The sequence below is a fragment of the Halomonas sp. AOP12-B1-6 genome, from assembly GCF_052379225.1.
In the GTDB taxonomy this organism is placed as follows: Bacteria; Pseudomonadota; Gammaproteobacteria; order Pseudomonadales; family Halomonadaceae; genus Vreelandella; species Vreelandella casei.
On the sequence record NZ_JBQSYK010000003.1, the window covers coordinates 332,001 to 346,118 of the forward strand.

At 54.2% G+C, this 14,118-nt stretch carries 14 protein-coding genes; 3 read left to right on the forward strand and 11 right to left on the reverse strand.

Annotated elements, in window-relative coordinates; all coding sequences use genetic code 11:
* Positions 1–17: 17 nt before the first annotated feature.
* The 5 genes from astA to fabV form a co-directional block, all read right to left on the reverse strand.
* Positions 18–1,049, reverse strand: a complete 1,032-nt coding sequence (astA, locus tag ACT3TR_RS10635) for an arginine N-succinyltransferase (protein ID WP_444625231.1) — start codon at positions 1,047–1,049, stop codon at positions 18–20.
* Positions 1,049–2,113, reverse strand: coding sequence for an arginine N-succinyltransferase (locus tag ACT3TR_RS10640; protein WP_444625395.1), 1,065 nt, complete (start codon positions 2,111–2,113; stop codon positions 1,049–1,051). The genes astA and ACT3TR_RS10640 overlap by 1 nt, the downstream gene beginning before the upstream one ends.
* A gap of 38 nt (positions 2,114–2,151) precedes the next feature.
* Positions 2,152–3,366, reverse strand: coding sequence for an aspartate aminotransferase family protein (locus ACT3TR_RS10645; protein WP_444625230.1), 1,215 nt, complete (start codon positions 3,364–3,366; stop codon positions 2,152–2,154).
* 116 nt (positions 3,367–3,482) lie between these two features.
* A complete protein-coding gene (locus ACT3TR_RS10650) occupies positions 3,483–4,460 on the reverse strand; it encodes a GlxA family transcriptional regulator (RefSeq protein WP_444625229.1) in 978 nt (325 codons plus the stop codon).
* A 182-nt stretch (positions 4,461–4,642) separates the two neighbouring features.
* A complete protein-coding gene (fabV, locus tag ACT3TR_RS10655) occupies positions 4,643–5,854 on the reverse strand; it encodes an enoyl-ACP reductase FabV (protein ID WP_444625228.1) in 1,212 nt (403 codons plus the stop codon).
* A gap of 190 nt (positions 5,855–6,044) precedes the next feature.
* On the opposite strand from fabV, the gene ACT3TR_RS10660 reads away from it, so the two are divergent.
* The gene (locus ACT3TR_RS10660; protein WP_096278706.1) at positions 6,045–6,431 is read left to right on the forward strand and encodes a DUF7079 family protein; all 387 of its coding nucleotides are present in this window, start codon (positions 6,045–6,047) and stop codon (positions 6,429–6,431) included.
* Positions 6,432–6,449: 18 nt separating this feature from the next.
* Here the strand turns inward: ACT3TR_RS10660 and ACT3TR_RS10665 are convergent, their stop codons facing one another.
* Both ACT3TR_RS10665 and ACT3TR_RS10670 read right to left on the reverse strand, forming a co-directional pair.
* Positions 6,450–6,941, reverse strand: a complete 492-nt coding sequence (locus ACT3TR_RS10665; RefSeq protein WP_096278704.1) for a glutathione peroxidase — start codon at positions 6,939–6,941, stop codon at positions 6,450–6,452.
* 60 nt (positions 6,942–7,001) lie between these two features.
* Positions 7,002–7,619 carry a LysE family translocator gene (locus tag ACT3TR_RS10670; RefSeq protein ID WP_096278702.1) on the reverse strand — a complete coding sequence of 206 codons (618 nt, stop codon included), beginning with the start codon at positions 7,617–7,619 and terminating at the stop codon, positions 7,002–7,004.
* 203 nt (positions 7,620–7,822) lie between these two features.
* On the opposite strand from ACT3TR_RS10670, the gene ACT3TR_RS10675 reads away from it, so the two are divergent.
* Positions 7,823–8,557, forward strand: a complete 735-nt coding sequence (locus ACT3TR_RS10675; RefSeq protein ID WP_096278699.1) for a YebC/PmpR family DNA-binding transcriptional regulator — start codon at positions 7,823–7,825, stop codon at positions 8,555–8,557.
* Positions 8,558–8,572: 15 nt separating this feature from the next.
* On the opposite strand, the gene ACT3TR_RS10680 is transcribed toward ACT3TR_RS10675, so the two are convergent.
* Entirely contained in the window at positions 8,573–9,409 is an 837-nt protein-coding gene (locus ACT3TR_RS10680; protein ID WP_096278697.1) for a mechanosensitive ion channel family protein, read from the reverse strand.
* Between the two features lie 38 nt (positions 9,410–9,447).
* The gene (locus ACT3TR_RS10685; RefSeq protein ID WP_444625227.1) at positions 9,448–10,593 is read right to left on the reverse strand and encodes a hypothetical protein; all 1,146 of its coding nucleotides are present in this window, start codon (positions 10,591–10,593) and stop codon (positions 9,448–9,450) included.
* A 166-nt stretch (positions 10,594–10,759) separates the two neighbouring features.
* Here ACT3TR_RS10685 and ACT3TR_RS10690 point away from each other — a divergent pair, with 166 nt between their 5' ends.
* On the forward strand, positions 10,760–11,026 hold the full coding sequence (locus ACT3TR_RS10690; RefSeq protein ID WP_441671981.1) for a hypothetical protein: 267 nt from the start codon (positions 10,760–10,762) through the stop codon (positions 11,024–11,026).
* Between the two features lie 100 nt (positions 11,027–11,126).
* Here the strand turns inward: ACT3TR_RS10690 and ACT3TR_RS10695 are convergent, their stop codons facing one another.
* Together ACT3TR_RS10695 and ACT3TR_RS10700 are read right to left on the reverse strand one after the other, a co-directional pair.
* The gene (locus ACT3TR_RS10695; protein WP_444625226.1) at positions 11,127–12,134 is read right to left on the reverse strand and encodes a zinc-dependent alcohol dehydrogenase family protein; all 1,008 of its coding nucleotides are present in this window, start codon (positions 12,132–12,134) and stop codon (positions 11,127–11,129) included.
* 52 nt (positions 12,135–12,186) lie between these two features.
* A complete protein-coding gene (locus ACT3TR_RS10700; protein WP_444625225.1) occupies positions 12,187–14,073 on the reverse strand; it encodes an ABC transporter ATP-binding protein in 1,887 nt (628 codons plus the stop codon).
* Positions 14,074–14,118: the final 45 nt, after the last annotated feature.

A 14,118-nucleotide genomic window follows, 5' to 3' on the forward strand; every position in this document is an offset into this window, starting at 1 on the left:
GCTTATTTTTGCAGGATTTAGGTTTCCAGTAAGCGAACGAAGTCACCGGTGGTGACGCCTAGTCGTCTTGCTTCCTGCTCACTAAGCACAATGATGTTGTCATGCGTGGGCGCACGGCCTATCCAGCTGGCAGTAAAATTGCGCATTTGGATAGTAGCCGCCAGCCAGCGGCTGACGCTCTCTTGCGGGGCGCTGGATGAAACGTCTACCTGGCACAGCCGCGAGTTGCGAACCGCTCGCACGTCGTCGATATACGCCTCTACCGTTGGGCCACCATCGAAAATATCGATATAGCCTTCCCAGCGCAGCCCTTCTTTGTTGAGCATTTCTAGCGCAGGTCGGGTATGGCGATGCACCTGGCCAATGCAGGCGCGCGCCTCTTCGGCCATGAACGTTGTATAGATAGGAAACCGTGGCATCAGCTCCCCGATAAAGCTCTTCTGGCCCAAACCGGTTAAGCGGTCAGCTTCACTGAAATCCATCGGGAAAAAGTGCTTACCCAGGCTCTCCCAGAAAGGGCTGGTATTGTTCTCATCGAACACGCCGCGCATTTCTGCCAGCACTTTTTGCGGGAAGCGGTCACGAAATTGAGCGATAAACAGCCACCGAGCCTTTGAAAGCAGCGCGCCATTGCGTAAGTGACGATTCGCTTCGCCACGATACTCAGGACGCAGAAACAGTGAGCAAACCTCTGCATCGCCAGTGTGGTCGGAGCTTAAAAACAGCGTATCGATAGTGCGATGCAAATCGAGCTGGATGGATGAGTGTGCCAACGTACCTAGGCGATAGTTATAAAACGGCACTTCACGACCCACTTGGCCTTCAATCGCGCAACAGCCGGCGAGTTCGCCATTTTCTTCGTCTTCTAATACAAAGAAGTAGAGCCGATCGTCTACCGGCGTGCGTTCTTCAAATGCGCTGGCGGCGGCTTCAATTTTACCGGCGAGGAATTCACGATTATCCGGTAATGAGGTAAAGCCAACGCCTGCCTGCTGCGCAAGCGCCTGAAGCCCATCCAAATCTTCACGGGCAATGGGTCGAATGCGCATTACATTTCTCCTTCATCAAGCGCGTCTACCGCGGTGGGTAATGTCAACGGCGCGGCAAGCACCGCTCGCCCTTCGGTGACACCCAGCCGCTCAGCGTGCTCAGGAGACAGCATTAGCTGACCCGTCGGCGAGAGCGCATAGCGCGACACAATGCAGCGGAACTCGCCTAGTTTTTGATTGGCGACCATCGCCGGCTCAGCATCGGGCAGCGCATGTTCAGGGCGAATGCGTACCGGGTGCCAAGCGGCGCTACGAAAGGTTTCCAGCCGCTCGCGCTCCGCTTTTACAATCGGCCCGGCGTCGAAAATGTCCACGTGACGAGAGCGCACAAAGCCTTCCGCCAACATCTCCTGTAGCGCCTCTTCATGAGCCGGATGTTCGCGACCAATCGCGGCCCTCGCTTGAGGCGTAAGCAGCGGCAAATAAAGTGGAAATTGAGGCATCACCTCAGCGATAAAGCTTTTCGAGCGCACTCCCGCCACGTGATTAATATCTTGAAAACTACGGGCAAAAAAATGCCGCCCCACGCTCTCCCAAAAGGGCGATTCGCTGTGGGTATCCAAATAGCCTGGAAATGCCACGGCTAGAATGCGCGAAAAGCGTTCGGGGTACTGAGCAATAAACATCAACCGCGCCCGGCGTAGCAGGCTTTCTGCACTGGTGCCCTTGTAGCGTGGGTTAAGCGAAAAAGCACACAGCAAGGTGGCATCTGACACTTCATGAGAGAGCGCGAGTGTCTGCACTTCACGGCGCACGTTGAGCTGCTGGGAGGCGTGAATCAGCGTTTCTTGACGATAAGTGTAATAGGCTTCACTGGCGCCAGCCTGGGCGCGAATAGTGGCCGTACCCAGCACCTCCTCCCGGCTATCGTCCGCTAACACAAAGGTATAGTGCTCATTTTCAGGAAACTCAACGTCACCACTAAACGCATCCAAAGAGCGCGCAATGCGCTCCTGAAGTCGCTCACGGTTAGCAGGTAGGTTGGTTAGCTTAGGCACGGCTTGCTCAGCTAACTGCTCCAATGCGTTGAGATCCGTCGCCTTGACGGGTCGCACTACCAGCATTCTCGACGCCCCCTCGGTTAACGCGGCCTGTGGCTCACTCATGCTGTGGTAACAAGCCGCTCAATGGCACGCTCTAAGCGCGCCATACCTTCAACAATATCTGCCTCAGGAATCACCAGCGAAGGCGCCATACGCAGTACGTTAGGCCCAGCGATTAGCGCCATTAAGCCTTCTTCAATGGCCAGCGGCAGAATATCTTTAGCGCGACCCTCAAAAGCATCCGACATTTGAGCGCCGATCAACAGCCCCATGCCGCGTATTTCTTTAAACACGCCATGCTTGCGATTAATGGTTTCTAAATGCTCACGGAAAAGATCGTGGCGCGCTTGCACGCCTGCTAGAACGTCTGGAGTATCGATAAATTCAACTGCCGCCAACGCGATGGCAGACCCCAGCGCATTACCGCCGTAGGTTGAGCCATGGGTGCCAAAGGCTAATGACTTGGCGACTTTTTCAGTTGCCAGCATCGCTCCTACCGGAAAACCACCGCCTAGCGATTTAGCACTCGTGAGAATGTCCGGTGTTACGTCATAGCGCTCGTAGGCGTAAAGCGTCCCGCAACGACCAACGCCGGTTTGCACTTCATCAAAAATCAGCAGGGCGTTGTGCTGATCGCACAGTTCGCGAAGGCCTTTCAAAAATGCGGAGGTAGCCGGCAGAATACCACCCTCGCCCTGCATGGGCTCGACCATCACCGCGCAGGTATCGTCGCCCATTAAGGCGCGAACGCTTTCCAGGTCATTAAATTCAGCGTGCAAAATACCGCCAGGAATCGGGCCAAAGCCCTGCGAGTATTTGGGTTGACCGCCAACGCTAACCGTAAAGAGAGTGCGGCCATGGAAAGACTGATTGAAGGAAATGATTTTGTCTTTCTTTTCGCCGTGGTGATCTACCGCGTAACGACGAGCCAGCTTCAGCGCCGCCTCGTTCGCCTCTCCTCCTGAAGAGCAAAGGTAGACTTTGTCAGCGAATGTGCGTTCTACCAGTTTTTTAGCAAGCTTAAGGGCAGGCTCATTGGTGTAGATATTGGAGAGATGCCAAAGCTTTTCACCCTGCTCTTTAAGCGCGTTAACCAGCACAGGATGACAGTGGCCTAACGAGTTCACTGCAATGCCGCCGGCAAAATCGATGTATTCACGCCCCTGCTGATCCCATAGCCGGCTACCTTCGCCGCGCACCGGAATAATCTGCTGCGGTGCATAGTTAGGCGTCATGTATTGATCAAAATCCTGCCGAGTTGGGATGGTGCTCATGGGGCAAACTCTCCAATAGAATAATGGGGTAAAAACAGTATAAGGCGCTGACGTGGTTATCTGCTTTCAGCAATGTGACAGGGAATTATGAATAACCACGCTTGGTTTTATGCATGCTAAGCCAAACGCTCTTCTCTTGGCGTCATGCCAAAATGGTTTCGATAGGCGGTTGAGAAATGCGCGCCGGAGGAAAATCCTGTGGCAAAGGCGATATCGCCAATCGCGCGATCGGTTTCGCGCAGCTGCTTGCGTGCCTCTTGCAATCGCAAATCCAGATAATAGCGGCTGGGCACTGCCTGGAGATATTTCTTAAATAGCCGCTCTAACTGGCGGCGAGAAATACCCAAATGCTCAGCCAGTTCAAGGGTCGAAAGCGGCTCCTCGATATTGGCTTCCATTAGCGTCACGGCATCGACCAAACTTTGCGGGGCATGCCCTAAGCGGCTGCGCAGCGGCACGTGCTGGCGCTCATCGGCTAAGCGAATGCGGTCGCAAACAAACTGCTCAGATACCTGTTCGGCCAGCCGCGCCCCGTGATGCTGGCCAATCAGCGTGAGCATCATATCCATGGCAGCGGTGCCGCCCGCACAGGTCAGCCGGTCGCGATCAATTTCAAACAGCTGCTGGGAGAGCGTTACCTGTGGGTATGCCTGGGAAAAAGCCTCAAAACGCTGCCATGGAAGCGTCGCTCGGTATCCTTCTAGCAACCCGCAGCGCGCCAGCACTTCCGTGCCACCGGCCAAACCGCCTAAAGATACGCCACGGCCTTGATGGCCTCGCAGCCATTCGTTGAGCTTAGCGGGCAAGGCATAGGGCAGCGGCGTAGGCGCACAGATCAAGAGCAAATCGATAGGGCCCGGTGCCTCGCTTAACGCATGCTGAGCCAGCAGCGAAAGCTGAGCACCGCTGCGCACCGGCTGACTATCCATGCTTAAGGTGGCGGTGTGGTAAAGCATTTGGCCACTCAGCTGGTTGGCCATTTGCAGTGGTTCAATAGCGCTGGCGTGGGCCAATAACGAAAAGCCCGGCAGCAGCAGAAATGCTACCCGCCTGCGGATCACATTAGGCTGCGCCGTTAGCGCGCTAGGCTGCATGATAAGTCACTGAGCTGCATGAAGAACCGCCATCAACTGGATGAAATGTCTATCTTACGCAATTACGCAGTGGAGAGCAGCGTTCTGCCCCCTATTGCAAAAAAGTGACGCATCAATGCAAATTGCCGGGCACAGGGCCCGGCAATAACAGCATCAAGCAAACACGTCACAAGGCCTAAGGCTTACAGACTGACGACATCAAACTTAACTGCCGGGCTGACATCGGCGTCGTAATCGACATCGCTACGCTCAAATCCAAACAGCTTCAAGAATTCGTGTTTGTAACCCGCATAGTCGGTAATGTCGAACAGGTTGTCGGTCGTCACTTCCGGCCAAAGGTCCTGGCAGGCTTGCTGCACATCGTCACGCAGCTCCCAATCATCTAGCCGCAGGCGGCCGACCTCATCGGTGGTAAACTCGCCGCGCTTACCTTGCTCGGAGTAAAGCTGCTCACCGAACAGTCGATTCAACTGGTCAATGGTGCCTTCATGCAGGCCCTGCTCTTTCATAATGCGATAGACCATCGCGATATACAGTGGCATAACCGGAATCGCCGCGCTCGCCTGAGTGACTACTGATTTTAGCACCGCAACATTGGCACCGCCGCCGCTGGCCTTCAGGTGGCTATCAATAGCCGTCGCGGCGCGATCCAGGTCTTCCTTGGCTTTACCCAGCGCACCGTGCCAGTAAATCGGCCAAGTTATTTCGGTGCCAATATAGCTAAACGCGACGCTGCGAGCGCCTTTCGCCAGCACGCCCGCTTTATCTAGCGCGCTCATCCACAGTTCCCAATCTTCGCCACCCATGACGGTAATGGTGTCGTCAATCTCTTCCTGTGTTGCCGGTTCTACTTCTGCTTCGATGATCGCATCTTTATTGGTATCGATAGCCGTGGCGCGGTAGGTTTCGCCAATCGGCTTAAGGCTGGAGCGTTTCAGCTCACCGGTATCCGGCATTTTACGAACGGGCGATGCCAGCGAGTACACCACCAGATCAATCTCGCCCATATCTTGCTTAATCAACTCAATGGCTTTTTCCCGCGCTTCGTGTGAGAACGCATCGCCATTGATGGAATTGCTGTACAGGCCTTCTTGTTTAGCGAATTTATCGAAGGCAGCACTGTTGTACCAACCCGCGGTGCCAGGCTTGACATCAGTAGCAGGCTTTTCAAAGAACACGCCCAGCGTGTCAGCACCATAGCCAAACGCTGCGGTAATACGCGCGGCCAAACCATAGCCACTCGATGCACCAATCACGAGCACCTTTTTCGGGCCGGCGCTTTTATCTAAACCACGGGCACGGGTAGCCTCAATCTGCTCAAGAACATTTTTCTCACAGCCCACCGGGTGGGTAGTCGTACAAATAAAGCCGCGCACCTTGGGTTTAATAATCATCTCGAACCTCGTTATCAGATTAATTTGGCTATCGACATCGCGATGTCGTGGCTTGATGGGGTTATTCTAGCTGTCTCCGTGCGCGCTGTCCGCTCTTGCGCTATTGTCCGCGCTTGAGATCACCAGAGTTTCGCGTCACGATATCAGTTAACGTCCTTATGCCAGCAACGACTCCCCATACGAGGCCACCATGAATGCACAGCAGCTAGTAGACGAACGCGGCGATCTTTGGCTAGCGTTAGCGCCGCTGTGGCTTGACCGTGAGCCCAGCGAACGGGACTACTCGCGCATGCTGGACGTCGTGCAACGCTACGAGATGTCGCTTAAAGAATTGGAGTGGATGTTTCGTTTGGAAATGGCGCCGGTCATGTCGCGCCATCAGCTTTCCATTGCTAGCGAATGGCGCCAATTTAACGATCGCAAGCTTATGCAGCAGCTGGTCAACCACAATTTGCGCCTGAAAGGCTGGCGGCGTAAAAGCTGGGCGTTGTTTTCAGGATTGACCACCATGATGGTGCGCCACCGCCTGAATGCGCTAATGAACCGACTTGCCGTGGTACGGGGCGAACAGGTTTAACGCATTTATACTGCCACGTTACGGATAAGATTCATCTAAGGCTTTTTCCAACGCCAATCGCAATGGGCGCCCGTGGTCACGCGGGCCAAAGCGAGCAATGACGTTTCCATCGCGGCCAATCAAGAACTTAGTGAAATTCCACTTGATCATTGGCGTCCCCAGCACGCCTGGCGCCTGATGCTTTAGCCACACAAATAGCGGATGAGCACGGCCGCCATTCACATGCACTTTCTCTAGTAGCGGAAAATTGATCCCATACTGCTGTTCACCAAACTGACAGAACGCCTGGGCATTCTCCGGGGACTGTCGCCCAAATTGATTGCATGGAAATCCCAGCACGGTAAAACCACGATCACGATAGCGCTGATAAAAGGTTTCCAACTCTTTCAGCTGTGGCGTGAAGCCACATTGGCTAGCCACGTTGACCACCAATAATACTTGGCCACGCAACGCCCGCAGATTGAACGGTTTCGCTTGGTGGGTATAACAGTCTTGGTCGTAAATCGTCATTAAATAGGCCCTACAAACACCTTAAACGGCATAGCGATTACCATGCCACGGCTATTCTGTTTACACCAGCGGCCCGGCAACCACTCTCAGCGCCAGCACGATGAGCAGAACGCCGGTAATACGATTAATCCAGTGGGCATTCTTTTGCAACCAAGGCAGAATTCTTGAATGCGAAAGCACCACCGCAACAAGTACGTACCAGCCACCGTCAATCACCATCGCGGTCAGCACAATAATCGCTTTCGCCAACGCACTCATGTCTGGGCTAACAAACTGACTGAGCAGCGCAACAAAAAACAGGATCAGCTTAGGGTTTCCTAACGCGACTAGCACGCCCTCTTTAGCCGCCTGCCCTCTGCTCGTCGCCATGGCAGCCGGATGCAAAGCGCCTGCTTTTCCGGCGCGCAGCGCTTGAAACCCTAGCCAGGCTAAGTAAGCGGCGCCGCACCAGGTGATCAATTGGAACAGCATCGGAAAACCGGCAATCAACGCGCCTAGCCCCCATACTGTCAGCAGTGCGTAAAACCCCACGCCGAGCGTATGAAAGATGGCCGCTATCACGCCAAACAACCGCCCGCCGCCTAGCGTATGGCGTAGCACTAATGCCAAACTTGGTCCTGGCGACATCGCCCCCATGGCGCAGATAGCGGCTAATGATAACCAGAGTGTCAGCGGCATACCGTTTTATTCCTGAGATCAAATGTCAGCCCATGGGGGCAAACCACGAGTATACGACAGGTGAGGCCTGCTCTTTGGCGAGCGGCTTAAATAACGCTGTTAGCATGGTACGCTGTTGGGTAAAATTTGCTCTTTGAGCTCTTTTCACATTTCAAAATACCGCCCGTTCAATGCGCGTGGTATGGCTAACACAGGACGGCAACATGGGTAGGGCTTTTCAGAACCGTAAGGAATCCATGGCCAAAACGGCCGATGCGAAGACCAAGGTCTATAGCAAATATGGACGTGAAATTTACGTTTGCGCTAAAGCGGGTGGCAGCGATCCTAATGGCAACCTTGCACTGCGCGGCTTGATGGAGCGTGCCAAAAAAGATCAGGTTCCTTCCCACGTTATTGATAAAGCGCTCGACAAAGCCAGCGGTGCAGGCGGCGAAGATTTCTCTACCGCGCGCTATGAAGGTTTCGGGCCAGGCAATGTCATGGTGATCGTTGACTGCCTGACCGACAATCCTAACCGCACCTTTGGCGACGTTCGCGGTTGCTTTACCAAAACCAAGAGTAAAATTGGCACGCCCGGCAGCGTGAGCCACATGTTCGACCACTGCGCTATTTTCTCGTTTAGCGGTAGCGATGAAGAAGCCGTACTGGAAGCGCTTATGGAAGCAGATGTTGATGTCACTGACATTGAGCAAGAAGCCGAACGCATTACCGTCTTTGCCCCGCACACTGATTATGCCAAGGCCAAACAGGCGCTGTTAGACGCTTTCGGTGAGATTGACTTTGAAGTTGACGAAATTCAATTTCTGCCGCAAACCACCACGCCGGTTGAAGGCGACGACGTGGCGCTGTTTGAAAAGTTCTTAGGCATGTTGAACGAGCTGGATGATGTCCAAAATGTCTTCCACAGCGGCGAGCTGCCAGAGCCCACCGAAGCTTAAGCGTTAGCCAGCCAGTCAATACGTTGACTGCGCAGCGTTGCGGGCATCCAGGGTAGCATCAGGTGGTAACAATGCTGACCGGACGCCTGCCGCACTGAGCACTGTCTTACCGCGCACGGTTAGGTCGGTAATAAACAGAAACTGCTGACGTGGGTCTACCGGGTAGGCGCGTATCCGGTAGTGGGTGCCCCAGGGCTTCTCTTCAGCCACGACGATGATCGGTTGGTCGAACTTCAAGTAGGCGCTGGTGAGCGCTACATCGCGCAACGCTTTGCGCACCCAGCCCGCCTCATGCTCAGGATGAAGATAAAAACTCGCCACGCACTGCAAACTGGTGCCGCCGTTATTGGCATTATAAATGGCGTGATCCCATAGCTTTAAGTGCGGCACCGCGACTAAATCATCATCGGGCGTTTGGATCTCGACAGTGCGCAGCCCTACGTGCTTGACCTCGCCATAGGTGCCTTCAATGTTGACCCAATCCCCAGGGCGATAAGGTAGCTCAATGGCCGAAACGACTCCCGCAATTAGGCTACTGACGTAGTCCTTCATAGCAAAGCCAATGGCTAAACCCAGCGCACCCAGCAGCGTTACCATGTTGCGTAATGACGGCTCGATAATAATCGGCGTGACAATCGCCAGCGCAGTGATCAGCACAAACAGGCGCGTTAGCGGCACTAATGCAAATATTCGAAAGCGGACCTGCCCGTGTAACCGCGAAGCCAGCCAGTTGAGCCCACGCTGGCTGACAATAATCAGCACAATGGCACTTAACAGCACTAGCCCCACGGTGATTAATGCTTGGCTATCGATATCGTTAAACAGTCTTGCGTACTTTTTTTGGTCGTCCATGGAGCCCTCCGTGGGCCTACCGCTTAGCGAGAGCCGGCTTAAAGCGAATCGACCAGATAATTGCGCGATTCTAATAATTGGCGAACGCTAGCGTAGCTAAGTGGGGCGATCTGCCAACGCCCTTCCCAGCTTGAAACGATCCCTTTACGCTGCAGCGCCAGCCGTGCATTCAGCGCTTCGTGATGAGAGAACGGCAGCACCTCCCCCAATGACTGATCATCCAGACCACCGTGAATCAATAGCGCATGCAGCACGAGCGTTGCGATATCGCCAGTATCCGCAGGCAGCTCCGCATCGGCCAGCGCATCCACCAGCCACAGCGCTTGTGTCTCACCTGACGATGGCTCACGCAGCCGCTCGTGCCAGTAGTGCCAAGCAATGCCCAAATGCCCACGGCAATGGGCTGCCAAGCGCTGTAGCTCTTTATGCGCAGCCTGGTGGCGCTTTGTTTCTAACGCCGGCAATATCTGCTTGCCGGTCCGAGTGCTGTAGACAGACGGATACTGGCCATCGCTTGCGGCGATACTAGAAAAATAGCGTGTTAGCTGTTCGCCTTGCATCGACTGCAGCGTAAATACCGGCGCCCCGTCGATCCCAATCACCTGCTGAAGATAGGCATAGGTCCAGCTATCGCACCCAATCACGCCGTGTCCTAAGCGACCACTTAAGGCACGCTCAAGAAATTCACGAATACTTTGAATACCCTGCGTGTGGCGTAAAAAATGCCGTTCTAATGCAGGCACTACCCAGCTTTTCTGGTGCACGCAATGCGCTATCCACTGCGTATCGCCTTTGGCAAGCTCACTAAGCGTTGGAGGCTCGACGCAAACGGCATTATGCTGCTTAGCCCAATGGGTGACCACAGAGGCGTGACCGCCATGTGGCGGCGTAATAAAAAACGTGACCGGCGCGTCCTGAGCGTCAAGTGCCTGCGCTAACATGCTAGCAGCGGGCGCCCAGTCGACCGGGGGCACTAAATGAGCCAGCCTAATCTCGGGTAAGGAGCGCAGCTCATGCTCCTCTTTTACCTGCTGTTCTGAGGTTTTTTTACCGATTAACCACTTTGAAGCGGAACGCCAACGACGTCGCCACTGGCTCGCCTGCGTCTTTTCGGGGGGACAAAACTGATCCAGCGCGACCACTTCCCACAGTGGCGAGACGCCTGTTGTTGAGAACTCCCCCATGACACTTTCCCTATGGCTGCGTAAGTCATCACTTTAGCACGATGCACTCGGCTTCTAACGGCACACGAACTTATGGTCTAAAATAAAGTCTTCATAGACAGGCCATTAAGGTACCTAGCGTACGGATGTGTTTTGCCATAGCGATTGCGAGCTAAAGGAGCAAGCGATGAGTGTCGTTCATGTCAGTGAAGAAGAGCTGCACGATAAAATAGGCAAGTGTATTGCTGGGGAACGGCTACTGATTGAGCAGAATGGCAATCGGTTCAGTGCCCGGATACAGCACGCTACAACGGCGGGCGTGAAAGTGATTCCAGACACTGAAATCAAGAATAGCCACAAGTCATCCGGCGATGTAGAAGGGATGACAGTGGCCTATGAAGATATACTTGAGCTTGAAGTAAAAGGCGTCGTTTACAGCCGTTTATTAGATTAATACCCGTTCCTGCACGCCTTGAACCAGTAGCAAGGCGTGCAGGATCTCAGCGAGCCTTAATGTTTTGAAGCATCAGCATGTCTTAAAACATCAGAATATCTTAAAACGTCAGGCAAATTTTCCCAAAGTGTTTTCCTGATGCCTGATGTCGAAAGGCGTCAGCGATGTCAGCCAGCGGAAACTCGCGATCAATCACAGGATGCATATCCAGGGCTTCCAGCGCACGAACCATCTCAATTTGATGCCGACGACTGCCTACTATCAGCCCTTTAAGATTGGCTTGCTTGGCCATTAACTTGGCGGTCGGCACCTCACCTTCACGGCCGGTCAAAATGCCAATCAGCGCAATCTTGCCTCCAATTTTTACCGCATCGATCGACTGAGACAGCGTACCGGGACCACCCACTTCAACGATATGGTCAACGCCTTCCCCGTCGGTGAGCTCTTTAACGCGCTTACCCCAGTCAGGTGTCTCTTTATAGTTGATAGTGTGTTCAGAGCCCATTTCCTTCAGCCGTGCCAGTTTTTCGCTAGACGATGAAGTGGCGATGACCCGCGCGCCCATCATGCGCGCGAACTGCAGGGCAAAGATTGATACGCCGCCGGTACCAAGCACCAGAACGCTATCACCCGCTTTGATATTGCCATCGACCACCAATGCCCGCCAAGCGGTTAAACCTGCGGTGGTCAAGGTAGCCGATTCAGCATGGCTATAGCCCTTAGGCTGGTGAGTGAACCACTCAAAGGGGCGTACAACCTGCTCTCGCGCATAGCCGTCCACGCCATCGCCTGGCGTCGTACGGAAATCGCCGACTCGCGCGGGGCCTTCCAGCCAGTGAGGAAAGAAGGTAGACACAACGTGATCGCCCACGGCAAACTCCGTCACGCCCTCGCCGACCGCCTCAACAACGCCCGCACCATCCGACATGGGAATACGCTGATCTTCGGTGGGAATCATGCCAGCGACAACCGCGTAGTCATGAAAATTCAGCGAGCTTGCGTGCAGGCGCACGCGAATCTCACCGGCCATCGGCTCATCGGGCGCATCCATCTGTTGTACGTTAAGGTTCTCTAGCCCACCTGGATGCTGCAGTGTAATGACTTGCATCGTCTACCTCCCTTGCAGCGCTCGCTGCTAGTGATTTGATGTAAAGCACACGTTAAGGCGCATCACTTTCCGACACGTCTAGACCTAAAAAGCCACCGGACTGACGTTGCCATAAGCTTGCATAGATGCCGCCTTTCTCCAGGAGTTCCTGATGCGTGCCGGTTTCGACAATGCGCCCTTCATCCACGACGATCAATCGATCAAGCATGGCAATCGTGGAAAGGCGATGGGCAATGGCAATGACCGTTTTACCTTCCATCAGCGTATCCAGCTGCTCTTGAATGGCGGCCTCCACTTCTGAGTCCAATGCAGAGGTTGCCTCGTCGAGGACCAGAATCGGCGCATTTTTAAGCAGCACGCGGGCAATAGCAATCCGCTGACGCTGGCCTCCTGACAGCTTAACGCCCCGCTCACCCACGTGGGCATCTAACCCTCGACGCCCTTTCGGATCGACCAGCTGATCAATAAAGGAATCGGCATGGGCGCGGCATACCGCGTTCCAAACATCTTCATCGTTAGCCTGCGGACTGCCGTAGCGAATATTGTCGCGCAGCGAGCGGTGTAGCAGCGAGGTGTCCTGTGTCACCATGCCAATCTGATGGCGCAAAGACGTCTGGGTTACTTGGGCAATATCCTGCCCATCAATCAAAATGCGACCACTCTGTACGTCATAAAAACGCAGCAGCAGGTTAGCAAGCGTTGACTTACCCGCGCCGGAGCGACCAATCAAGCCAATTTTTTCGCCCGGAGCAATGGTGAGATTTAGCCCATCAAACACGGTTTTACTTTCACCTTTAGCTTGGTCGTAGCCAAACCGCATCGCTTCAAAGCGAATCTCACCTTGGGGGACTACTAATAACGGTGCATCAGGCGCGTCGCGCACCGTTGGTTCCTGGGCGATAGTATTCATGCCATCTTGTACGGTGCCGATATTTTCAAACAGCCCCGCCACTTCCCATAAAATCCAATCAGACATAAAGCGAATACGCATCACCAGCGCAATCGCGATCGTCAGCACCCCCAGGGAAATAGCTTCCATGTACCAGGCACTAATAGCCATGGCCGCCGTGCCCACCAAAAGTGCTGTGTTCAGCAGCGTCAGCCCGACACTCATAATCGTGACCAGTCGCATTTGATCATGCACCGTCACCATAAAGCCTTCCATCGCATCACGCGCGTAGCGCTGCTCGCGCTGAGTGTCGGCAAACAGTTTGATGGTTTGAATATTGCTGTAGCTGTCGACCACACGGCCGGTCATTTGCGCGCGAGCATCGGCCTGAGCCATCGAAACGTCGCGCAGGCGGGGCACGAAAAAACGCATAATCGCTAAGTAGCCGACTAGCCAAAGGCCAAGCGGTATCAGCAGCAAAAGGTCTGCCCGCCCGAGCAAAAAGGCGGCGCCGGTGAAATACACAATGGCATAGACCAACAGGCCCATCACCTTCGTGACCGTTTCACGGATCGCCAGCGCTGTTTGCATGACTTTTTGCGACACCCGCCCAGAAAACTCATCCTGATAAAACGCTAGGCTTTGGCTAAGCATATGGCGATGCGAAAGCCAGCGGCCAATCATCGGATAATTCCCGAAAATACTTTGATGAGTCACCAGCGACTGCAGCAGCACGAGCAGCGGCAAACCGACCAGCATTACAAGCCCCAAGCCTGCCAGCCATAGGCCATTTTCGGCCCAAAAGCCCGCTCGTTCAACGTTACCCAGCCAATCCACGAGCTGGCCCATGTAGCTGAAAAAAACCACTTCGGCACCCGACACCAGCGCCGTAAACAGTGTCATGAGCAGCAGCAGCGGCAGCATGGGGCGCGAAAAATGCACAATAAAGGGCATTAAGCCCTTGGGCGGTGTTTTAACGTCGCCTTCAGGATAGGGATTAATCCGCGTTTCGAAGTAGCGAAATAGCGGTTTTAAAACACGCGATAGCATGAGTCTTCCTTACGTTACTGACGTTGATTTTAACGGTCTTTGGAA